The 20,736-nt window shown below is 70.5% G+C and carries 24 protein-coding genes; 11 read left to right on the top strand and 13 right to left on the bottom strand.

Annotation, left to right across the window (positions count from 1 at the left end):
- Positions 1-149: 149 nt before the first annotated feature.
- On the bottom strand, positions 150-1,031 hold the full coding sequence (locus tag Van01_RS05655) for a Sco1979 family transcriptional regulator (protein ID WP_373306213.1): 882 nt from the start codon (positions 1,029-1,031) through the stop codon (positions 150-152).
- Positions 1,032-1,169: 138 nt separating this feature from the next.
- Positions 1,170-1,409 carry a DUF397 domain-containing protein gene (locus Van01_RS05650; RefSeq protein ID WP_204001349.1) on the bottom strand — a complete coding sequence of 80 codons (240 nt, stop codon included), beginning with the start codon at positions 1,407-1,409 and terminating at the stop codon, positions 1,170-1,172.
- 254 nt (positions 1,410-1,663) lie between these two features.
- Between Van01_RS05650 and Van01_RS05645 the strand changes: the two genes are divergently transcribed.
- Together Van01_RS05645 and Van01_RS05640 are read left to right on the top strand one after the other, a co-directional pair.
- Positions 1,664-2,311, top strand: coding sequence for a GGDEF domain-containing protein (locus tag Van01_RS05645; RefSeq protein WP_204001346.1), 648 nt, complete (start codon positions 1,664-1,666; stop codon positions 2,309-2,311).
- 90 nt (positions 2,312-2,401) lie between these two features.
- Positions 2,402-3,052 carry a flavodoxin family protein gene (locus Van01_RS05640; RefSeq protein ID WP_204001343.1) on the top strand — a complete coding sequence of 217 codons (651 nt, stop codon included), beginning with the start codon at positions 2,402-2,404 and terminating at the stop codon, positions 3,050-3,052.
- Between the two features lie 29 nt (positions 3,053-3,081).
- Here the strand turns inward: Van01_RS05640 and Van01_RS05635 are convergent, their stop codons facing one another.
- Positions 3,082-3,564, bottom strand: a complete 483-nt coding sequence (locus Van01_RS05635) for a type II toxin-antitoxin system PemK/MazF family toxin (protein ID WP_204001329.1) — start codon at positions 3,562-3,564, stop codon at positions 3,082-3,084.
- Positions 3,565-3,641: 77 nt separating this feature from the next.
- Positions 3,642-3,998, bottom strand: coding sequence for a DUF2267 domain-containing protein (locus tag Van01_RS05630; protein WP_204001327.1), 357 nt, complete (start codon positions 3,996-3,998; stop codon positions 3,642-3,644).
- A gap of 368 nt (positions 3,999-4,366) precedes the next feature.
- Between Van01_RS05630 and Van01_RS05625 the strand changes: the two genes are divergently transcribed.
- Entirely contained in the window at positions 4,367-4,825 is a 459-nt protein-coding gene (locus tag Van01_RS05625; RefSeq protein WP_204001325.1) for a hypothetical protein, read from the top strand.
- Positions 4,826-4,846: 21 nt separating this feature from the next.
- On the opposite strand, the gene Van01_RS05620 is transcribed toward Van01_RS05625, so the two are convergent.
- From Van01_RS05620 to Van01_RS05585, 8 genes are all read right to left on the bottom strand, one after another.
- Positions 4,847-5,344: a hypothetical protein gene (locus tag Van01_RS05620; RefSeq protein WP_239098894.1), complete on the bottom strand. Its 498-nt coding sequence runs from the start codon at positions 5,342-5,344 to the stop codon at positions 4,847-4,849.
- A 50-nt stretch (positions 5,345-5,394) separates the two neighbouring features.
- A complete protein-coding gene (locus tag Van01_RS05615; RefSeq protein ID WP_204001323.1) occupies positions 5,395-6,144 on the bottom strand; it encodes a winged helix-turn-helix transcriptional regulator in 750 nt (249 codons plus the stop codon).
- A gap of 179 nt (positions 6,145-6,323) precedes the next feature.
- Entirely contained in the window at positions 6,324-7,187 is an 864-nt protein-coding gene (pstB, locus tag Van01_RS05610; RefSeq protein ID WP_204001321.1) for a phosphate ABC transporter ATP-binding protein PstB, read from the bottom strand.
- Between the two features lies 1 nt (position 7,188).
- Positions 7,189-8,103 (bottom strand): phosphate ABC transporter permease PstA, encoded by a 915-nt coding sequence (pstA, locus tag Van01_RS05605; protein ID WP_204001318.1) that lies wholly within the window; start codon positions 8,101-8,103, stop codon positions 7,189-7,191.
- Positions 8,100-9,092 carry a phosphate ABC transporter permease subunit PstC gene (gene pstC / locus Van01_RS05600; RefSeq protein WP_239098875.1) on the bottom strand — a complete coding sequence of 331 codons (993 nt, stop codon included), beginning with the start codon at positions 9,090-9,092 and terminating at the stop codon, positions 8,100-8,102. Before pstC ends, pstA begins: the two co-directional genes overlap by 4 nt.
- Positions 9,093-9,177: 85 nt before the next feature.
- Positions 9,178-10,254 (bottom strand): phosphate ABC transporter substrate-binding protein PstS, encoded by a 1,077-nt coding sequence (gene pstS / locus Van01_RS05595; RefSeq protein ID WP_204001310.1) that lies wholly within the window; start codon positions 10,252-10,254, stop codon positions 9,178-9,180.
- Between the two features lie 215 nt (positions 10,255-10,469).
- Complete coding sequence (locus Van01_RS05590) at positions 10,470-11,114, bottom strand: phosphate signaling complex PhoU family protein (protein ID WP_204001307.1); 645 nt, start codon at positions 11,112-11,114, stop codon at positions 10,470-10,472.
- 153 nt (positions 11,115-11,267) lie between these two features.
- The gene (locus tag Van01_RS05585; RefSeq protein WP_239098874.1) at positions 11,268-12,635 is read right to left on the bottom strand and encodes an MGH1-like glycoside hydrolase domain-containing protein; all 1,368 of its coding nucleotides are present in this window, start codon (positions 12,633-12,635) and stop codon (positions 11,268-11,270) included.
- A 201-nt stretch (positions 12,636-12,836) separates the two neighbouring features.
- Here Van01_RS05585 and Van01_RS05580 point away from each other — a divergent pair, with 201 nt between their 5' ends.
- From Van01_RS05580 to Van01_RS05545, 8 genes are read left to right on the top strand one after another with little or no spacing between them, the layout of a single operon-like run.
- Positions 12,837-13,358: a class I SAM-dependent methyltransferase gene (locus Van01_RS05580; protein WP_239098873.1), complete on the top strand. Its 522-nt coding sequence runs from the start codon at positions 12,837-12,839 to the stop codon at positions 13,356-13,358.
- Positions 13,359-13,380: 22 nt separating this feature from the next.
- On the top strand, positions 13,381-13,983 hold the full coding sequence (locus Van01_RS05575; RefSeq protein WP_204001305.1) for a class I SAM-dependent methyltransferase: 603 nt from the start codon (positions 13,381-13,383) through the stop codon (positions 13,981-13,983).
- A 43-nt stretch (positions 13,984-14,026) separates the two neighbouring features.
- Positions 14,027-15,778 (top strand): ABC transporter ATP-binding protein, encoded by a 1,752-nt coding sequence (locus tag Van01_RS05570; protein WP_204001304.1) that lies wholly within the window; start codon positions 14,027-14,029, stop codon positions 15,776-15,778.
- On the top strand, positions 15,775-17,535 hold the full coding sequence (locus Van01_RS05565; protein ID WP_204001303.1) for an ABC transporter ATP-binding protein: 1,761 nt from the start codon (positions 15,775-15,777) through the stop codon (positions 17,533-17,535). The genes Van01_RS05570 and Van01_RS05565 overlap by 4 nt, the downstream gene beginning before the upstream one ends.
- 49 nt (positions 17,536-17,584) lie before the next feature.
- Positions 17,585-17,920, top strand: a complete 336-nt coding sequence (locus Van01_RS05560) for a hypothetical protein (RefSeq protein WP_239098872.1) — start codon at positions 17,585-17,587, stop codon at positions 17,918-17,920.
- A 3-nt stretch (positions 17,921-17,923) separates the two neighbouring features.
- Positions 17,924-18,184: a hypothetical protein gene (locus Van01_RS05555; RefSeq protein WP_204001293.1), complete on the top strand. Its 261-nt coding sequence runs from the start codon at positions 17,924-17,926 to the stop codon at positions 18,182-18,184.
- A complete protein-coding gene (locus Van01_RS05550; protein ID WP_204001290.1) occupies positions 18,181-18,837 on the top strand; it encodes a hypothetical protein in 657 nt (218 codons plus the stop codon). The genes Van01_RS05555 and Van01_RS05550 overlap by 4 nt, the downstream gene beginning before the upstream one ends.
- Positions 18,834-19,262: a hypothetical protein gene (locus Van01_RS05545; protein WP_204001287.1), complete on the top strand. Its 429-nt coding sequence runs from the start codon at positions 18,834-18,836 to the stop codon at positions 19,260-19,262. Before Van01_RS05550 ends, Van01_RS05545 begins: the two co-directional genes overlap by 4 nt.
- An 82-nt stretch (positions 19,263-19,344) precedes the next feature.
- On the opposite strand, the gene Van01_RS05540 is transcribed toward Van01_RS05545, so the two are convergent.
- Positions 19,345-20,712, bottom strand: coding sequence for a tetratricopeptide repeat protein (locus tag Van01_RS05540; protein ID WP_239098871.1), 1,368 nt, complete (start codon positions 20,710-20,712; stop codon positions 19,345-19,347).
- Positions 20,713-20,736: the final 24 nt, after the last annotated feature.

The raw sequence follows: 20,736 nt of genomic DNA, 5'->3' as shown, positions 1-20,736 counted from the left end.
AGAACCTACCCCCCACCCCCACCCCCGGTCAACACCCACCCAAGTCGCCCAAGCCGTTGATCATGAGGTTATAGCCGAGGTAAGCGCTTACCCAGGGCAATAACTTCATGATCAACAGGAGAAGGGCGTGCGAGGAGGGAGGGAGGTTGTTAGCGGGGGTGGAGGTCGGAGATCATTCGTTCGAGGATCTCCGGGGTGCGCTCCGGGGGCTCGGCCTCGACACAGAGCCGCTCCATGGCCACCGCGTAGAAGTCCAGGTCCTCGCGCTTGTCCAGGTAGATGGCGCTCGTCAACTGTTCGATGTAGACGATGTCGGGCAGGTCCTGGTCGCCGAAGCGCAGGATGGTGAAGGCACCGCCGGCAGCGGCGTGGCCGCCGGCGGCGAACGGGATCACCTGGAGCCGGACGTTCGACGTACGGGTGGCCTTGAGCAGTGCTTCCAGTTGGCCGCGCATCACCTCTGGGCCACCGATCGGCCGGCGCAGCGCCGCCTCGTCGACGACCGCCCACAGGCGCGGCGGACGCGGTCGGGACAACAACTCCTGTCGACGCATCCGCAGGTCCACCCGACGGTCGATCTCATCGGGACCTGCCGTGCTGTGCCCGAGCAGCACCACGGCACGGGCGTACTCCGGGGTCTGCAACAGACCCGGGACGAACTGGACCTCGTAGCTGCGGATGAGCGCGGCCGCGGCCTCCAGGCCGAGGTACGACTGGAACCACGACGGCAGGACATCGCCGTAACGGTGCCACCAACCGGGGTTGTTCGCGTCCCGGGCGAGCTTGAGCAACGCCGCCCGCTCCTGCTCGGACGTGACGCCGTAGAGCGTGAGCAGATCGGCGACGTCGCGCTCCTTGAACCCGACCCGCCCCAGCTCCATCCGGCTGATCTTGGATTCCGAGGACCGGATCTCCCAGCCGGCGCTCTCCCGGGTCACCCCCCGCGACTCCCGCAACCGTCGCAACTGGGCACCCAGCAGCATCCGCAGCACGGTCGGGCCGGCCGCCGGGCCCTCCTCGGCGGAAACCATTGTCACCTACCGTCCTCCGCATGCTGTCAGCGGCCGATCCGGTGGACCGACTCGACCGACGTGTAAGCATGCCATGAACCGTCAGTGAGGTGAACCGCCCATCCCGCGCGCGACGAATCCCGTCGATGGGATGTGGGGTCAGCCGATCAGATGATCGAAGTCACCGTCCCGGGCACCGAGCACGAACGCGGCGATCTCGTCCACCGTGTAGATCAGTGCGGGTCCGTCAGGGTGCCGGGAGTTGCGCAGGGCGATGCCCGCGCCGCCCGGCAGTTCCGCCAGTTCGACGCAGTTTCCGCTGGGGTTGCTGCGCCGGCTCTTCTGCCAGGCGAGGGGAGGCAAGTGGTTAACGGGAACACCGTTTGGCGGCTGCTGCATGAGGGCTTTTGTTCTCTCCGATAGGCGCCGGTGCCGTGGGAGGAGCGGTAGCGGCTTGAGGGACGGTGTCGGCTCGTTATGCACGTGCATCTGCTATTGCATCTGCAATGGACACCGGGGATGATAACGCACGTGCGTGACGCTCACCTGCTCACGTTCTGTTCCGCCAACCTGACGACCATCAGGGGAAACGAGGTGTCTGGCAGCGTCCGCCGATCGGCGCCGGGCGTGTGTCGCGGGGAAGGGAGATAGTGGTGCCGGATCCGCTGACCGTCGCGTCCGGCATCTGCGCCGCAGGAGCGTTGCTCTCCTCCTGGCAGTTGGGGCGCCGGGCCGTGCGGGCCGAAGCAGAGATCGGGCGGCTCCAGGCCGAGCTCACCGCCGAGCGGCACGCCGCCAGCCACGACCCGCTGACCGGCCTGCCCAACCGGCGGGCCTTCTACCGCCTCGCCGCGACGCTGCTCACCGACCGTTCCGGCCACCACCTGATCGCCGTGGTGCTCGATCTCGACGACTTCAAACAGATAAACGACAGGTACGGGCACGCGGCCGGCGATCAGGTGCTGGTCAGCGTCGCCGAGCGACTGGCCACCTTCGCCGGCGACAACCTGGTGGCCCGCCTCGGCGGTGACGAGTTCGCCGGGCTGCTGGCCACCCCCACCCTCGACCGGCGGTGGATCGACCACGCGACCCGACGGTTGTACGACATGCTCGCCGCGCCGATCCCGATGGGTGCCGTCAGCCTCCGGGTGACCGCCTCGGTCGGCCTGGCACCCGTGCAGGACAGCCAGCTCACCGAGGCGCTCAACCGCGCCGACGCGGCGATGTACGAGGCCAAGGCGCTCGGCAGTGGCCGACCGGGCCGCGCCCTGCACGACACCGCGTACCTCGCCGAGTGCTGACGCCGTCCCGGTTGCGACCGCGACCCACGCGTCGCCTGTCGAGAGCCGGGTACTCCGCCAGAACCAGGTCCATACGGCGGAGGGAAGATCATGGCGGGCATCAGAGCGTTGGTCCTCAACTGCACCCTCAAACGCTCCCCCGCCCGGTCCAGCTCGGAAGTCCTGGCACGGGAGGTACTCGACGCCCTCGGCGAGCAGGGGGTGACAGGCGAGCTGATCCGGGTGGTGGACCACGACGTCCGCTTCGGTGTCTCCACGGACGAGGGCGACGGGGACGGCTGGCCGCAGATCCGCGCCAAGCTGCTCTCCGCACAGATCCTGGTGATCGCCACACCCATCTGGCTCGGCCAGCCGTCGAGCGTGTGCAAGATGATCCTGGAACGCCTCGACGCCGAGCTCAGCGAGACCGACGAGCAGGGGCGGCTGCTCACCTACGGCAAGATCGGCGCAGTAGCCGTGGTCGGCAACGAGGACGGCGCGCACCACACGATCGGCCAGGTGCAGCAGGCGCTCAACGAGGTCGGCTTCACCTGCCCGGCCGCCGGCGCGACCTACTGGGTTGGCGAGGCGTTGCACAAGACCGACTACATCGACGCCCGCCCCAAGCCCGACACCACCGGTCGGACGACGAGTGCGCTGGCGCTCAACAGCGCCCACCTGGCCCGGCTGCTCGCGGAGCAGCCGTACCCGCCGCCGGACGCCCACGACGCCGCTGTCGACCCGGCGCAGCGGTCAGGCTGAGGCCACCGGCTCCGCAGCGAGGCGGGCGGTCAGCGCCAGCCGTACCCCGCGCGCAGGGCCTGGCCCACCCGGTCGAACCGGGCCCGGTCCAGCACCGCGCCCTCCCGGCGGATGCTGTCCTCCCGCATGGTCAGCACCCGGTCCAGGCGCACCCAGCTCGGACGCCGGTCACGGTCCCATTCCCCGGGCCCGAGCGCCAGCCAGTGCCGGTCGTCCTGGCGGTCCTGCTGGCTGGAGAGCATCAGCCCGAACAGCGTCCGGCTGTGCCGGCCCACCACCAGCACCGGTCGGTCCTTGCCCTGCCGGGGGTCGTCCTCGTAGGACACCCAGGTCCAGACGATCTCCCCCGGGTCGGCCTGGCCGTCGGGCTCCGGGGCGTACGACAACTCGCGGCGCTGCAACGCGCTCACCTGACGCCGTCGCGCGAGCTTCGCCGGGGACGGCCCGGCGGCTCGCGGCCTCGGAATCACCGCGCCGACACGGGACGCCACACTCCTGAACAGACCTGCCACGGCGGCAGCCTATCCGCTGTCACCGACCCTACTGCCGGCAGGGAGCGGGCTCGTCTGCGCCGGGTGTGGGTAGCGCCTCACCCGGCGATCGAGTCGATGTCGCCGCTGGCGGTCGGTAGCCGCGCCACCATCTCCTGGAACTCGCCGACGGTCACCGTCTCGCGCAGGGTGGCGAACACGGCGGCGGCACCGGCGGCAGCCGTACGCTCGTCGACTCCGGCCCGCTCGCCCACCCGGCGCAGGAAGTCGGTCGGCCCGCCCGGCGACACCGCGTCGGTCAGCTCGGTCGGCAGGTACCCCGTCGGGTCGATCGGCGGCGAGCCGGTCATCCGCTCCACCACTGTCTGCAGAACCGCCCGCGCGACGATGGCCGCGGATTCGGGCGCCAGCCCGGACCGGCGTGACACCGCGGCGACGAACAGCGGAAACCGCACGGCGCCCTCCCGTCGTCAGCGCCGCGCTGGATACCCTCGCCGGCACCGGGCAAACGCCCGGCCCGGTCGACTCCGTGCGGTGCCGGGCGGGCCCGTCAGGGACCGACCACGGGCGCGGTCGGCGGGACGAGCGCCGCCCGGAGGTCCCTCGGCCGTCGTGCGCGGCTCACACGACACGTCGCGCCCCCGTTCGCCCGCCACGTGGCGTGCCCGAAAGACCACGCTGGCAACCTCCGGGCCGTAGCTTTCCGACCGCCGGGGTTGCCAGGCGAATGCCATCGTAGGCGTACAGTAAGGAGTCCTGTCAATGCTGGATTCCGTGTCCAGTCCTCGTGTAAATCTGGTGTTCCGCCGTGCGAGGAGCCTCCATGCCTGAGGAGCCGGACCACCCTGGCGAGACCTTCGCCGAGCGTCTCGACTGGCTGTTCCGCACCACCCCGGACCCGACCGGCAAGCCGTACAGTGTCCGCCACGTCGCCAGCGAGCTGACCCGACGCGGCTGCCGGATCTCCCACACCCACCTCAACAACCTGCGGCAGGGCCGGGCGCCGGACCCGCGACGGTCGGTGATGGAGGCGATAGCCGCCTTCTTCGGTCGCCCGCCCTCGTTCTTCACCGGACGCCCCGCCGACCGGGATCCACCTGACGACGAACTCGTCCGACTGCTTGCCGATCCGCACCTCCGGCAGGTGGCGCTGCGGCTCGTCGACGCCCGCCTGTCGCCGGAGGGACACGCCGTCGTGGTGGCGGTGATCGAGCAGGTCCGCCGGCTGGAGGTCGCCGCCGGCACCCGACGCGGTGACGCCGCGGGCGTCGCCGGTCGGTGAGCGCGCCGGCCGGCGGCCCGGTCAGGGGTTCGGCTGCGCGACCGCGCCCCCGGCCACCTCCGGCGCCCGCTGCTGCGCCTCCCGCCAGCGGGCGGCCCGTACCCGGTCCATGGTGTAGCACAGCTCCCGAGGGGCCTCCGGCCGCCCGGGCACCCGGTCGAACGGGAACCCCCGACCGGCGTAGTCGTAGTGGGCCTTCAACAGCCGGGTCAACCCGGCCATCGCACCTATGATCTTCTTGCGGGGTCGTCCGGTGGCCTCGGCCAGTTCCCCCACCGTGAACAGCCGCTCCGGCTCGGCGGCGAGCGCGTCGAGCACGGCGCATACCGTCCGGTGGGTGGCGCTGCGCCCCTGGCTGAGCCGGCGCAGGTCCTCGACCGTCCAGTCGGACTCCGCCGGTCCGGGTGCCGGGTCGGCGCGTCGTCGGGGCACCGGCCCCACCCGTTGCCGGGCGTCGAGGTCGGCGAGCAACCGGGCCACGTGCGGGATGTACGCCAGTGGGACCGCCACCAGGACCATCCCCTCCGTCGGCGTCCCCGACGGCGGATACGGCGGCAGCGCCGGCATGTTCACGACGTCGACGGGGTTGCCGTGGCCTGGGCGGGCACGAATCGGTAGCCCAGGCCGCGTACCGTCACGATCATCGGCGCCTGGTCCCCGTCCAGCGCCAGCCGCCGACGCAGCCGCTTGATGTGCACCGTCAACGTGTTCGACGTGTCGTCGGAGATACCACCCCAGACGGCGGCGAGCAGTTGCTCGCGGGTGACAGTTCGCTCCGCGTGGCTCATGAAGAAGTAGAGCAGCCGGAACTCCTTCAGCGGCAGGGCCACCGACCGGCCGTCCACGCTCGCCTCGAACGTGGCCGGGTCCACCCGCAGCCCGCCCAGCTCGATCGGCGGATCGAGGGCGCCTGAGGTCTCCGGGCGGATGGCCCGCAGGATGGGCAGCACCTCCTCGGCCCGGTAGGGGCGCCGTACGCAGGCGGTGGCACCGGCCTTGAGCGCGGCGGCGGCGACGCCACCGTCCTCGTCGCCCACCCCGACCACAGTGGGAATCCCCGCCCGGCGGGCGAGCAGCCGCACCAACTCGGTGCAGCTCATGGTGGACAGTCCGGCGGCGACCACTGCCGCGTCCGGTTGCAGCGCCCCGGCGGCCAGCAGCGCCTCGGCGGCGTGCGCGAAGTGGTGGCCACGTACCAGGTGGTCGGCCAACTGGGCGACCAACCCGGCACCGACGCTCTCGTCGTCGTCCACCACGAGCAGCACGAAACGCCCGTCGGATCGATGGTCACCCCTGGTGGCCTCGACGAGATTGTTCATCGCACACCGGCTCCGGTTCAGTTCAGGCCCGCCGCGACACCTCGGTCGCGCAGGGCGATCCCCCGCACTACAGGTCGGCGACGGGCGAACGGAGGCGGCTCGACGTCACGACGAGCCAGCCACGCCCGGTGGGTCACCCTTGACCAACGGCGACCCACCGTCGACAGTCGCGTTCGGCCTCAGCCGAAGCGGCCGGTGATGTAGTCCTCCGTGCGCTTGTCCGCGGGGTTGGTGAACAGCTTGCCGGTCTGGCTGAACTCGACGAGTCGCCCGTGCCGCTCCTGCGCCTCGTCCACCTCGGCGGTGAAGAACGCGGTGTAGTGGCTGACCCGGGCCGCCTGCTGCATGTTGTGCGTGACGATCACGATGGTGTAGTCGTTCGTCAGCTCGAAGATCAGATCCTCGATCTTCGCCGTGGCGATCGGGTCGAGGGCCGAACAGGGCTCGTCCATCAGGATCACCTCGGGCTTGACGGCGATCGTCCGGGCGATGCAGAGCCGCTGCTGCTGCCCGCCGGAGAGCGCCAGGGCGCTCTTGCGCAGCTTGTCCTTGACCTCGTCCCAGAGCGCGGCCTTCGTCAGCGCCTCCTCGACGTGGTCGTCGAGGCGGCCCTTGATGCCGTTGATCCGCAGCCCGTACGCGACGTTGTCGTAGATGGACTTGGGGAACGGGTTGGGCTTCTGGAACACCATGCCGATGCGCCGGCGCACCTGGATCGGGTCGACGTCCTTGGCGTACAGGTCCTGGCCGTGGAAGAGGACGTCACCGCTGACCCGGGCACCCGGGATCGGGTCGTTCATCCGGTTGAGCGCCCGCAGCACCGTGGACTTGCCGCAGCCGGACGGCCCGATCATCGCGGTGACCTGGTTCTGCTGGATCGGCATGCTGGTGCCGCGGACCGCCTCGTAGTTGCCGTAGTAGACGCTGACGTCGCGCAACTGCATCACTGACGCGTTTGCGGAGTCCGCGCCGGAGATGGTGGTGCCGGGAGCGTGCACCGCCACGGACGGGCGGGTGGTGAGGTTGGTGTCGTTGCTGGCCATGTCAGCGCTCCTTGATGGCGAACCGGCTGGAGATGAATCGGGCGATGATGGTGAAGCCGAGCACGATCACGATGAGCGTCAGCGCCGCACCCCAGGCCCGGTCCTGGGCGGCTTCGAAGGGCTGGCTGGCGTTGCGGAAGATCTGCGCCGGCAACGCCGTGTTGGAGCCGTCGAAGAGGTTCCAGTTGGGCGAGAAGACGATCCCGGTGACGATGATGATCGGCGCGGTCTCGCCGGCCGCGCGGGCGACGGCCAGCAGCGAGCCGCTGGTGATCCCGGAGATCGCCGCGGGCAGCACCACGGTGAGCGTGGTCTTCCACTTGCGGGCACCCAGCGCCATGCTGGCCTGCCGCAGCTCGTCGGGGACCAGCCGGAGCATCTCCTCGCTGCTGCGGATGACCACCGGCAGCATCAGGCAGGCCAGCGCCAATGCGCCGGCGAAACCGGTCTGCTCACCGACGAGCAGCACCCAGGAGATGTAGATGAACAAACCCATCACGATCGACGGCACGCCTGTCATCACGTCGGACATCAACCTGATGACCCGGGCCAGGGGCCGCTGCTTGCCGTACTCGTTGAGGTAGATCGCGCCGAAGACACCGAGCGGGATCGCCATCAGGGCAGCCATCCCGGTGATGAGCAGCGTGCCGACGATCGCCGGGCCCATGCCCCCACCCTCACGGCGGTAGGAGTTCGGGATGTCCTCGTTCAGGAACGACAGGCTCATCACCCCGCCGCCCTTGGCGATGACGGTGTAGGTCACCAGCGCCAGCGGGATGACCGCGAGCAGGACGGCGAACCAGATGGCCGACGTGGCGAGATGGTTGGTGAACCGGCGGCGGCCGGAAAGCGCCGCCCTGGTCAGGTCGGGCCCGCTGGCGGCCGGGCGGGCGGCGGGTGGTGCGGTGAGAGTCACGCGACGCTTCCCTTCATCCGGGCCTCGGCCCGACGGACGACCACCTGGGCAAGCACGTTGATCAGCACCGTCATCGCGAACAGCACCACGCCGAGACCGATGAGCGCGGCGGTGAAGGTGCCTGTGGACTCGCCGAACTGCTGCACGATGACGGCGGCCATCGAGTTGCCGGGAGAGAACAGGTTCGCGGTGATGTTCGTGGCGCCGCCGATGACCAGGGCCACCGCGATCGTCTCGCCCATCGCCCGGCCCAGGCCGAGCATCACCGCGCCGACGACCCCGCCGAAGCTGTGCGGGAATACCGCGCCCCGGATCATCTCCCAGCGGGTGGCGCCCAGGGCGAGAGCGGCGTCCTTGTCGGCGCGCGGCACCGTGCTGAACACCTCGCGGGTGATCGAGGTGATGATCGGGGTGACCATGATCGCCAGGATCAGGCCAGCGGTCATGAAGTTGCGACCGCTGCCGACCGGGCCGAAGAGGCGGCCGAGCAGCGGTATGCCACCGAAGACGTCGTGCATCCACTGGTAGATCGGGACCAGCGCGGGGGCCACCACCAGGATGCCCCAGAGGCCGAAGACCACCGACGGTACGGCGGCCAGCAGGTCGATCACGGTGACCGCCGGGCCGCGCAGCCGGCGGGGGGCCAGCTCGGTCAGGAACAGCGCGATGCCGACCGAGACCGGCACCGCGAACAGCAGCGCGATGAGCGACGAGACAGCGGTGCCGTACGCGAACGACAGCGCACCGAAGATGGCGTCGCCGGTGGCCGGGTTCGGGTCCCAGACGCGTTCGGTGATGAAGCGCAGGCCCATCGCGTCGAACGCGGGCCAGGCCTCCCGGACGGTGGTGATGAGGATCAACCCGAGGATCGCCAGCACCAGCAGACCGGTGCCGAGCGTCCACCAGGAGAAGATGCGGTCGCCGAGGGCGCTGCTGCCGCGCTGGGTCAACGTCGGCTTGGTGGCGGGGGGATTGTTCGTCAAGGTCATCTTCACTCCAGCTCAGGTACCCCGCTAGGGACGGGATCGACGTGATCCCGTCCCCAGCTGGAACGCCCTAGCGATCTTGATTTGATCAGCCCTGGATCTTCTCGACCTGGGCCAGCGCCTTCTCCTTGAGGGAGGCCGGCAGCGGTGCGAAGTCGACCTCCTCGGCCAGTTCCTGGCCGTCGTTGAGCAGGTAGGTGAGGAAGCCCTTGACCAGCTCGGCCTTGGCGGCGTCGCCGTACGAGGTCTTCACGATGATGAAGGTCGGTGCGGTGATCGGGTACGCGGTGGCACCGGCGGCGTTGAGCGGGTTGTAGCTCAGGTCCTCGGCGACCTCGGCACCCTCCAGGCCGGCGGTGGTGCCCTCCAGCGACGGCTCGACGAACTGGCCGTCCTTGTTCTTGATGGCGGCGAACTTCAGGCCGGTGGCCTTCGCGTCGCTCAGGTCGACGTACCCGACGGCACCGTTTGTCTGCTTGACGATCTGGGCGACACCAGTGTTCTTCTCGCCGCCCTGGGTGCTGGCGGGCCAGGCCACGGTGTCACCGCTGCCCAGCTTCCAGGTGCCGGCGGCAGCGGCGTCGAGGTACTTGGTGAAGTTGCTTGTGGTGCCGGAGCCGTCCGAGCGGTGCGCGACGGTGATCGGCGTGTTGGGCAGCTCGACACCCGGGTTGTCGGCCTTGATGGCCGCGTCGTCCCAGGTCTTGATGTCGGTCTGGAAGATCTTGGCGAGCGTCTCCGGGCTGAGCTGGAGCTTGTCGACGCCCTGAAGGTTGTAGGAGACCGTGATCGGGGCGGCCACCGTCGGGACGTAGAGGAACGAACCCGCAGCGACGCCGTCGGTGTCCTTCACCAGGCTGTCGGTGCCGGCGAAGTCGACAAGACCCTCACCGAACTGCTTCTTGCCCGTGCCGGAACCGGTCGCGTTGTAGGTGACCGTCACGTTGGACGCCTCGCCCTTGAAGGCTTCGACGACCTCTTGGTAGTAAGCGTCCGGGAAGCTGGCGCCCGACGCCTTCAACTCGCCGGACAGGTCGGCGTAGGCGCCGTCGCCGCCACTGCCGCCCGGCTCCGAGCTGTTGCCGTTGCTACCACAGCCGGTAAGCGCGAGCGCGGCAAGCGCGACGCCGGCAAGGACGCGCCGCGAAAGCACGTTGCGGTTCACCAGGTAAGCCTCTCTATCGGGGTGCATCAGCCCGTCCGGGCCGTACGCGAGTCAAGTTAGGAGGCGCAGGTAGCCGGACTCCCGGACCCAGGTGAACGAAAAATGAACTTGCCGGCTCGGTGGTGGCCAATCGGGAGCCAGGATGTGACGTTGCGGGTGCGGCGTACCGGATGTCCGGAATTTCGCGCGCCGGCGGCTGGCCTTCGTGGGCCCGCTCAGAGCCGGATGGTGCCGGTCACCAGGTAGACGACCTGGCGTCCGACGTTCACCGCCTGGTCGGCGTAGCGCTCGTAGTACCGGCCGAGCAGGGCCAGATCGATAGCGGACTCCACCCCGTATGGCCAGCCGGCGACGAGCAGCGACAGCAGGCGTTCCTGGGCGGCGTCGACCTCGTCGTCGTCCAACCCGAGCTGCATCGCGTCGAGTCGGTCCCGGGTGGCCAGCACGAGCGCGCACTTGTCGGCGACGCGGGCCGCCGCCTCGGCCAGCGCCGTCATCACCGGCATCGCCGGCTCCGGGACCACACCCACCGGATGCCGGCGCAGCGCCACCTTCGCGACGTGCACCGCCAGGTCACCCATCCGTTCCAGGGCACCGGCGATCCGCAGCGCGCACACCACCAGCCGCAGGTCCGAGGCGACCGGCTGGTGCCGCACCAGCACCTCGGGGATCATCGCCTCCACCTCGGCCCGCCGGGCGTCCAGCACGGCGTCACCGGCGAGCACTGTCTCGGCCGCGCCCCGGTCCACCTCCAGCAGGGCGGTGCTGGCCCCCCGGATCGCCGCGCTGGCGTCCCGACTCATCACCGCCAGGACGCCGGTGAGGCGGTCAAGCTGCTCGTCGAAGCTGTCCCGACTCATCGCACGCCCCTCCCCGCCGACCGGTCGGCCGGTGACGGTGGCCACCCGGAACCGGCGCGGCAGCCGGCCCACCCCTGGACAGCAACCTACCTGCCCCCGGTTGACGCCACCCGTCGACCGGCAGTGCCATCGGCGGGTCGTGCCCCGCACCTGTCAGTCGGCCAGCACGTCCAGCAGCAGGGCCGCCGTCCAACTGAACGCGGGTGAGCCCAGGCCGGCACCGGTGTCCGGGTGGAAGTACTCGTGGCAGCCGGCCGCCGCGACCAGTTCGATCATCGAGGTACGCAGCCCGGCCGCCAACCGGTCGTGACCGTGCGCCAGCAGTCCATGCCGGATCAGCCAGACGATGTTCATCCAGCTCGGACCGCGCCAGTAGCGCAGCGGCTCGAAGTCGGTGGCGGTGCGGTCGTGGCTGGGTAGTGGCCGGTCCATCCGCGCGGCGAGACCGAAGCGGGCCGAGCGGGCCTCGGCGAGCACCGCCTCGATCTGTCGGGTCGGCAGGCCGGGCAGGATCAGCGGGGTCAGCCCGAGCACCGTGCGCGCCGGGGTGAGCCGGCCGGTACGCAGGTCACGCGGGTGGAAGGTGCCACTGTCCGGGTCGTACAGCCGGGTCACCACGGCCTCGGTGATCCGGACCGCCCGCTCCCGGTGCGGGCCCGGGTCGGCACCTACCACCTCGGCGATCCCGGCGAGCGCCAACTCCGACGCGCCCATTGCCGCGTTGAACAGCGGACACTCCACCAGGAACGGATGCCGCTCGGCCAGGTCGTCGTCGCGGTAACCGCCCGCGCGGTACGCGGTGACGATCGTGACGTACCGCGCGTAGTCCAGGTCGGTCGGTCGGTGCGCCGGATCGGCGTGCACCGTGTCCCGCCGCCGGTACGCCCGCATCACCGCCGCCTCCGCCGGCACCGCGGACATCGGTGCGTCCCAGGCTGGGCTGTTGTCCAGTCCGGACTCCCACGGATGCACGATGCTGGCCAGCCCGGCGCCACCGACATCACGGCAGGTGGCGAGGTAGCGCTGCTGCGCCACCAGGCGCGGATAGAGCCGGCGCAACGCGGCCCGCCCCTCCTCCGACGGCAGCCGGCGGTACGCGTGCCAGGCGGCCAGCGCGTGCACCGGCGGCTGCACCAGGCCGGAGGTGGCCACCGCGGGCGCTCCCTCGACGGTCTCGGACGCCCAGAACGCGGGCCCGGGAAAGTAGGCCCCGCCGGACACGGCCGGATTGAACACGATGTGCGGCACCCGACCGTCGCGCCACTGGGCGCGGAACAGGCTGGTCAGCTCCGACCAGGTGCGCTCCGGACGAACGTGGGCCCAGCCGATCGCGATAAAGGCGGAGTCCCAGCTCCACTGATGCGGGTACAGGGTGCGCGACGGCACCGTGTGTCCACCCGCCCAGTTGCCGTCGAGGGTGTCGCGGGCCAGCTCCCAGAGCCGGCCGTCTTCGCCGGCGGTCTGGCCGGCGGCACGCACGGGTGGGCCCGACCCGACCGGCGGCACAGTTTGGTTCACCATGTGTCACAACATGGTAGCGGTGCGCTCGACGCTACGCTAGGACGATCGCGGCGCAGGTCACGGTACATGGGGGTGAATCAGGACGGCGATACGACGAGGCGGGTACGGCCAATGGGACAGCCACGACAAGAGCCAACGAACACGCAGAGTGAGGGTTACACCCAGCGGCTGCGGCACCTCAGCGGGGCACGCTGGAAGCGGTTGCTGGACGTACAGGCGCCGTACCGGTGGAATCTGCGGCGGCTACGGTTGGGCCGGACCCTCGACGTCGGCTCGGGCCTCGGCCGGAACCTGATCAACCTCGGCTCGGGCGCGGTCGGGGTGGACCACAACCCCACCTCGGTAGCCTACTCCCGGCAGCTGGGCCTGGCAGCGTACACAGTCGAGGAGTTCTTCCGATCCGAGCATGCCCGTCCGGACGCGTTCGACTCGCTGCTCGCCGCGCACCTGCTGGAACACATGCCGGCCGAGCAGGCGCGCGAGGTCGTCTCCGGGTACCTGCCGTTCGTCCGTCCCGGCGGCCGGGCGGTGTTCATCACCCCGCAGGAGCGCGGCTACCACAGCGACCCCACACATGTCCGCTTCGTCGGTTTCGGCGAGACGGCCGACACCTGTCGGGAACTCGGTCTGACCGTGCTGCGCCAGTACTCCTTCCCGTTCCCCCGCGCCGCCGGCAAGCTGTTCACCTACAACGAGTTCGTGACCGTCGCCCGACTACCCTGAGCGGTCCGGATACGGTGCAGACATGAGCAACCGGACCCGCTGGGCCACCGACACCGGTCCCGAGCACTCGCAGTGGTACGTCGACAGGTTTCGGCAGTTGGCGGCCGAAGGAGCCGACCTGGCCGGTGAGGCCCGGCTGCTCGACACGCTGGTGCCGCCGGTCTCCCGGATCCTCGACGCCGGCTGCGGCACCGGCCGGGTCGGCGCCGAGTTGGCCAGGCGCGGCCACACGGTGGTCGGGGTGGACGCCGACCCGGTACTGATCGACGCGGCCCGCGCCGACCATCCCGCGCCCCGCTGGCTCGTCGCCGATCTGGCCGAACTGGACCTCCCGGCGGCCGGCGAGGACGAGCCGTTCGACGCGGCGGTGCTCGCCGGGAACGTGATGGCCTTCGTCGCCGAGGGCACCGAACGTCAAGTGCTGCGGCGCGTCGCCGCCCACCTGCGCCCGGACGGCGTGGTCGCGGTCGGGTTCGGCACCGACCGGGGGTACCCGCTCACCGACTTCGACGCGGACGCGGTCGGTGCCGGGCTGCGGCTGGAACACCGCTTCGCCACCTGGGACCTGCGCCCGTGGCGCGACGACGCGGATTTCGCCGTCACCATCCTGCGTCGTCCCGCCTGATATGGGCGTGAAAGCGTTGCGGGCCTGATCGTAATCTGAACGGATGCCTCCACAGCTCCCGCACGCCGAACCGGGCACGCCGGACACGAGGGGGCCACTGCGGTACATCTGGTGGCTGGTCCGCTGCCAGCCGGGGCGGGTGCTGCGCGGCGGCCTGATCGGCACGGCCTGGATGCTCGGGTTGTCGGTCCGGCCGTACCTCGTCGCCCGCGCCATCGATGACGGCCTGCGCCCCGGCGACCGCCGGGCTCTGTTGTGGTGGGTGGCCGCGATCGTCGTCGCCGGGACGGCCCTGGCCTACCTGGGCATCATGCGGCACCGCACGATGACGTTCGTCCGCGAGGACGCGTCGGCCCGGTCCGCCGGTGTGCTGCTCCGTCACCTGTCCCGGATCGGCGCGGTGCTGCCCCGCAGGCTCGCCGCCGGGGAGGTCGCCACCGTCGGAGGCGCCGACATCATCAACACGTCGGCGGTGCTGACGATGACGGGTCCGGGTGTCGGCGCGGTCATCGCGTACGGGTTCGTCGCCTTCGTACTGTGGTCGGTCTCCCCGCTGCTGGCGGTGTTCGTACTGCTCGGCGTGCCGGCGGTGGTGTTGGTGATCGGGCCGCTGCTGCGCCGCCTCGAACGGGTCGAGTCGGGCTACCGCCACCAGCAGGGCCTGCTCACCACCCGCGCCGCCGACATCGTGGCCGGGCTGCGGGTGCTCGCCGGGGTCGGTGGTCGGGGCCTGTTCGCCCGCCGGTACGCGGAACGTTCGCAGCGGCTGCTCGCCGAGGGTTACCGGGTCGGTGCCGTGAACAGCTGGATCGAGGCACTGACGATCGCCATCCCGGGGCTGTTCCTGGCCGCCGTGGTGTGGCTGGCGGCGCGGATGGCCTCGGCCGGTGACATCACGATCGGGCAGATGGTGGCCGTCTACGGGTACGTGGCGGTGCTCATCGTGCCTGTGTGGTTCCTGCTCGAAGGTGGTTACCAGCTCATCCGGGGGCGGGTCGCCGCCCGCCGGATCGTCGCGCTGCTCAACCTGACGCCGGACGAGGCCGGCCCACCGTCGCCTGTCGACGGAACAGCGACCGAGGCCGGACCGGACCACCCCGCCGACCTGCACGATCCCGACAGCGGCCTGACCGTGCCCGCCGGGCGGCTGCTGGCCGTCGCCGCCGACGACCCGGCCGAGGCCGTCGTGTTGGCCGACCGCCTCGGACGGTTCGTCGCAAGCGATGTGACCTGGGGTGGCGTACCGCTGACCAGGATGGCGCTCGACGAGGTGCGGGCCCGGATCCTCGTCGCCGACCACGACTCCTACCTCTTCGCCGGCACGCTGCGCGAGATCCTGCGTGGCCGTGCCGACCTCAGCGACACCGACCGGCGGGCGGCCCTGCGTACGGCGTCGGCTGAGGACGTTCTAGACGCCCATCCGGACGGGCTCGCGATGCCCGTCAGTACCCGGGCCCGGACCCTCTCCGGCGGCCAGCGACAACGCGTACGCCTGGCCCGGGCCCTGCTCGTCGAGCCGGACGTGCTGATCCTCATCGACCCGACCTCGGCCGTGGACGCACACACCGAGGCCCGCATCGCGCAGCGCCTCGGCGCGGCGCGGGCGGGGCGCACCACAGTCGTAATGACCAGCTCCCCGTTACTGCTCGGTCGGGCCGACCTGGTGGCGCATCTGCGCCAGGGCCGGATCGTCGCCGTCGGCAGCCACGTCGAGCTGCTGGACCGTGACCCCGGCTACCGGGCCCTGGTGTCCCGGGACGACGCGTCGGTCGGCATCCACGGGTCGCTGCGGTGAGCGGGCTGCCCGTCGCCGACCGCACCGTCGTCCGACGCGCCGCGCTCGGCCTCATCGCCGTGGACCGGCGTGCGGTAGTCGTCATGCTGGTGCTGCACAGTGCCGCCGCAGTCGCCGGACTTGCCACGCCATGGCTGCTCGGCAGGATCGTCGACCAGGTCGCGGCCGGTGCCGGCGCCGCCGCCGTGGACCGCCTGGCGCTCGCGATCGGCGCGAGCGTGCTGGCCCACGGGCTGCTCACCCGGTACGCCCAGTACGCCGGCCACCGGTTCGGCGAACGCGCTGTCGCCCGGCTGCGCGAAGGATTCGTCGCGCGCACGCTCGACCTGCCCATCTCCGTCGTCGAACGGGCTGGCACCGGCGAGCTGGCCACTCGCAGCTCGGTGGACGTGACGACCGTCGGGAGCACCGTCCGGGACGTGGTGCCCGTCATGGTCATCGCCTCGGCGCAGTTGTCGCTGCTCTTCGGCGCGATCTTCCTGCTGCACCCGTTGCTGGGCCTGGTCGCCCTGACCGGGCTGCCGTCGATCGTCGCGGTGACCCGCTGGTATCTGCGTCGGGCCCGGCCCGCGTACCTGGCCGAGGGGGCCGCGACCGCCGAGCTGACCGAGGCGTTGACCACGACCGCGGAGGGTGCCCGCACCGTCGAGGCGCTCCGCCTCGGTGCCGACCGCATCGCGTACGGCCGGCAGCGCATCGGCCGGGTGTGGGCCACCCGCCGGGCGACCCTGGCGCTGCGGTCGGTCTTCTTCCCGGTGGTGGAGGCGAGCTACGCGCTGCCGATCGCGGTGGTGCTGCTGTTCGGCGGCTTCCTGCTGGACCGGGACATGGTGACCCTCGGCGAGGTGGTGGCCGCCGCCCTCTACCTCCAGCAGGCGATCGAGCCGCTGGACCGGCTGTTGCAGTGGATGGAACAGGCCCAGCGTGGCCTCGCCTCGTTCGCCCGGGTGCTCGGTGTCGGCCAGCAGGCCGAGCCCGCCGCTGCCCCGGTCACGGCCGGGACACCACGACCACGCGGCCCGGGCACCGTCCGGTCCGGACGGCTCGTCGTGCGTGACGCCAGGTTCTCGTACGCCGACGGCCACGACGTGCTGCACGGCATCGACCTCGACGTACGCCCTGGTGAACGCCTCGCCATCGTCGGCCCGTCGGGGGCGGGCAAGTCCACCCTCGCCCGGCTGCTCGCCGGGATCGACGCGCCCCGCGAGGGCGTGGTGAGCCTCGACGGCCGGCCGGTCACCGACCTCCCCCCGGCCGAGCGACGCCGCCGGATCGCCCTGGTCACGCAGGAACACCACGTCTTCATCGGTACGCTGCGCGACAATCTCGCCTTCGCCGCGCCGGAGGCGTCCGACGAGCAGATGCGCGCCGCACTCGTCGCCGTCAGCGCCGACTGGTACGCCGACCTGCCCGACGGGCTCGACACGCAGCTCGGCGACGGTGCCCGCGAACTCGGTGCCGCCGACGCCCAACAGCTCGCGCTGGCCCGGCTGGTCCTCGCCGACCCGCACACGCTGATCCTCGACGAGGCGACCGCCGCGCTCGACCCGACGACCGCCCGACGCACCGAACGGGCCCTCGCCGCCGTGGTCACCGGGCGTACCGTCATCGCCATCGCACACCGGCTGAACACCGCACACGACGCCGACCGGGTGGCGGTGCTGGAGGACGGCCGGATCACCGAACTCGGCAGCCACGACGAGCTGGTCCACGCCGGTGGCGCCTACGCCGCCCTCTGGAACTCCTGGCACGGCTGAACCGGCAGCGCTGTCACTCTGCCCCGCACGGGGCTGCGGAGCGGGATTCATGTTGGATAGTGTCGGCCCCGCCACGAAACGTGACCGACAAACGACAAGTGCGGTGGACCGGAAGGACGGCATGGCCAGCATCGAGCAAGTGAAGGCCGAGCTTGCCCAGGCAGCCGAGCAGTGCAACGCGACCACGGGCCAGATCCGGGCCGCCATCGACGGCACCGAACAGGTGATCTCCCGGCTGCGTGCGGTCGCCGCCGGCACCGGGCATCCCGCCATCGCGGAGGCGATCTCCCGAGCCGAACAGAGCAAGCAACGGCTGGTCGAGGCGGCAACCGTCCTCCAGGGCAGCACGCAGGCGGCCCGGCAGTACATCAGCATCCTCGGCTGACCCGTGAGCATCGGCGCGGTCAAGGCCGCACTCGGCGAGGCCGACCAGTTGCTCGACCAGGCAAGGACCACTATCGAAGGGGTCGGCGCGGCCCTGGACGAGGTATCCGGGCTGGCGCTCACCACCCTGCACGACAGCCGCCGGGCCGAGGCGGACCAGGCCCGCAAGGCCATCGCCGACGCGATCCGCGAGGTCACCCTGGCCCTGCGGGCCATCAGCACGGCCCAGGACAACGGCAACGCGTACCGGAAGCTGCTGGGATGAGTGGCCTGCTCGCCCAGGTCGTCGCCCAACTCAGATCCGCAATGGACCAACTGGACAGCCTCGCGGTGCAGGCAACGCGCGCCGCAACAGATGTCGCCGAGGCGAACGCCCGGTACACGGCGGCCGGCCAAGGCTCCGATCACCCGACCCTGCGTGCGGCGGTGACCGGCAGCCGCACCGGTGTCGACAAGGCACACCGGCTTGCCCGGCTGAGCAGCGAAGCGGCCCGAAACGTCGCCGCGTACCTCAACGCCATCGCCCCCGGGTCGATGCCGCAGACATCTGCCGCGCTGTCGGGCCCACCCTCCGGCGAGGACCTCACAGCCGAAAGCGACCGACGCGACCTCGGCCGCCAACGGATGCGGGGAGTATTGAATCGGTCTGTCCGTAAGGCCGACGAGCTACAGGACCACGCGGTCAACGCAACAGACGCCACACAGCAGATGATCAATATTCTCCGCGGTCCCAAGGGCTCAGACGGGACACACTCCACCGCGACTGGTACCCCCACGATCCCGAGCCCGACAGCACGCCCGAAGATTGACAGCGCGGAGGCTGCGGGGAATCTTGTGATAGTCGGCCTGCTGGCAGGTGTGGGGGCTCGGTGGTTCGCGAACGCGATCGGCAAGACGATAGCGAGGTTGAAGCGGTGACGGTCCAGACGCTCAGCGAACTGATCCGGGCATTGGCCCGAGCCGACTGGGATACTGCCGAGGCTCTCGTTGCCGAAATCGGCCGCGGTGGCTGGGTCGGCGGCCTACAGGTCATCGGAGCGGCGTTCACCCTCGCCGTCCATCGGCACTTCCCCGCCGAGGCCACTCCCAGCGATGTGGCCGCCTGGGTGTCCACGACCCGGGCCCGATATCAGGACGGGGAGACCCTGCCAGCCCTGGAGATGGAGGGTCTCATCCGCGCCGCCCTAGGCGAACCGGAGCTGATCGACAACATCCCCGCCGAAACTATGATCGCTGCCGAGGTCTTCGTCCTCGGACAGCTTCTGCTTGAGAAGAAGCTGACGCCAGCAGAACTCGACGAGTTCGTGGCGGAGGCGGAGGAAGTCGCGGCCGAGTACATGTAGAGCTACAGCTGGCCGTCAGAGCCGTATCCCAACTCGCGCACCGCTGCTGTTCGATCGCGGATCGCTGGATGGTGCTGTCGTGTCACGTGGAGATCAGGTCCTTGGCGTCCAGGCAGAAACGACGGACGGCGAGGGTGCGACGGTAGGGGGCGAGGGCACCGACAAGATTGCGTACGTGCTTGATGCATCTGGCGGAGGTGACCTGACCGGTGAGCGTCTGCACCGCCTGGTCACCTAGGGCGAGCGCCTTGTCGAGGTCCGGCTGCGCCTGCCGCACGTAGGTGGTGGCGAGCAGCGCGTTACGCAGGGCAGCTTCTCGGGAGTACTCACTGCTCTGGAGCCGTAGCGCTGCTCGCAGGTGCTCTCGGGCGCGGGACCAGTGTTCGAGCTTGACGTAGCAGTATCCAGCCTGGGCATGGGCCTGCGCCTCGTTGATCCAGTAGGACCAGTCCGGGTCGCCGTGTTCCGGTCGCCTGTCGGTGAGGCGGTCGAAGGCGCGGTCGAGCGCGCGACGGGTGTCGGTCACGGATTGGTTGTTGGCGTACGCCTCGGCAGCCCGGAGGTCGAGAATTGTCGACACCTTCGGACTGGATTCCGGGTAGGTCGCGCGCGCGGTCTCGGCGAGGGTCACGGCCTGACGCAGTTGACCGAGGTCTTTGGCCTGGCAGGACATGAACCCGAGGATGTTCGCTCCAAGGCCACGGTCGCCGGCGGTATGGGCCTGGTAAAGCCCGGCGATCCAGAACCGCTGGGCTTGGCTGTGGTGCCCGCCGTCAAACGAAAGCCAACCAGCAAGCCGCAGCAGTTCCCCAGCGGTGCCGTGGAGGCGGCGGCCGACGCTGTCGGTGTAGCTGCGATCACGCAGCACGCCAACCACAGTGCTCAGATGTTGGCGAACCATGCCGAGGGTCTGGCCGCTGCCGAGGTGATCGTCCATCCGACGCAGGCTGGCGGTCACCGCGTCCAGGTGGTCGACGACCTCGCCGGAGATCGGCCGGCCAGTGGACGACGCCACCGCTCGTGGAGGTTGGGAGATCAGCCACTCGTGCGCGGGTGACGTCAGTGCGGAACCGAGCAGAGTGAGAAACATCCGTCGGTGCATCATGCCCTCAGGTTCGTTCACCACCTCGGCGGCCCGCAAGGCCCCGGCCGGGGACCAGGGCAACTCCAGACCTGCCGAGGCGGGTAGCGCCTCGAACCCGTCGTCGGGCCAACCCAACTCATCGAGAGTCACCGTCCGTTGCAACTGCTCAGACAGCAACGCGGTGGTCAGCGAGGGCCAGGGGTTACGGGGTGCATCGCCCTTCTTCCACTTGTACGGAGTCTTGACATGCAACCGTTCGGTACGGCCATGCCGTTCGGCGCGCTCGTTCAGACGCCGGGCGAGTTGCTCAGGCTGCCAGCCCACCTCGGCCAGCAGCCTGGTGATCGCCTCTCCGCTGGATACCACGCCACCACCCCCCGCACGTAGCAG

It is taken from the genome of Micromonospora andamanensis (genome assembly GCF_016863495.1).
Lineage (GTDB): Bacteria > Actinomycetota > Actinomycetes > Mycobacteriales > Micromonosporaceae > Micromonospora > Micromonospora andamanensis.
The sequence above is the reverse complement of the archived record's forward strand: the minus strand, read 5'-3'. Positions and strand labels throughout refer to the sequence as shown.

What these genes read in the sequence shown, in the direction of transcription:
- Van01_RS05650 (WP_204001349.1), bottom strand. Translation starts at nt 1,409, where the DNA reads ATGCAGCAGCCGCCAAACGGTGTTCCCGTTAACCACTTGCCTCCCCTC.
- Van01_RS05625 (WP_204001325.1), top strand. Translation starts at nt 4,367, where the DNA reads ATGCCTGAGGAGCCGGACCACCCTGGCGAGACCTTCGCCGAGCGTCTC.
- pstC (WP_239098875.1), bottom strand. Translation starts at nt 9,092, where the DNA reads ATGACCTTGACGAACAATCCCCCCGCCACCAAGCCGACGTTGACCCAG.
- Van01_RS05640 (WP_204001343.1), top strand. Translation starts at nt 2,402, where the DNA reads ATGGCGGGCATCAGAGCGTTGGTCCTCAACTGCACCCTCAAACGCTCC.
- Van01_RS05585 (WP_239098874.1), bottom strand. Translation starts at nt 12,635, where the DNA reads ATGGTGAACCAAACTGTGCCGCCGGTCGGGTCGGGCCCACCCGTGCGT.
- Van01_RS05590 (WP_204001307.1), bottom strand. Translation starts at nt 11,114, where the DNA reads ATGAGTCGGGACAGCTTCGACGAGCAGCTTGACCGCCTCACCGGCGTC.
- Van01_RS05550 (WP_204001290.1), top strand. Translation starts at nt 18,181, where the DNA reads ATGAGTGGCCTGCTCGCCCAGGTCGTCGCCCAACTCAGATCCGCAATG.
- Van01_RS05560 (WP_239098872.1), top strand. Translation starts at nt 17,585, where the DNA reads ATGTTGGATAGTGTCGGCCCCGCCACGAAACGTGACCGACAAACGACA.
- Van01_RS05570 (WP_204001304.1), top strand. Translation starts at nt 14,027, where the DNA reads ATGCCTCCACAGCTCCCGCACGCCGAACCGGGCACGCCGGACACGAGG.
- Van01_RS05655 (WP_373306213.1), bottom strand. Translation starts at nt 1,031, where the DNA reads ATGGTTTCCGCCGAGGAGGGCCCGGCGGCCGGCCCGACCGTGCTGCGG.
- Van01_RS05620 (WP_239098894.1), bottom strand. Translation starts at nt 5,344, where the DNA reads ATGGTCCTGGTGGCGGTCCCACTGGCGTACATCCCGCACGTGGCCCGG.
- Van01_RS05575 (WP_204001305.1), top strand. Translation starts at nt 13,381, where the DNA reads ATGAGCAACCGGACCCGCTGGGCCACCGACACCGGTCCCGAGCACTCG.
- pstB (WP_204001321.1), bottom strand. Translation starts at nt 7,187, where the DNA reads ATGGCCAGCAACGACACCAACCTCACCACCCGCCCGTCCGTGGCGGTG.
- Van01_RS05615 (WP_204001323.1), bottom strand. Translation starts at nt 6,144, where the DNA reads ATGAACAATCTCGTCGAGGCCACCAGGGGTGACCATCGATCCGACGGG.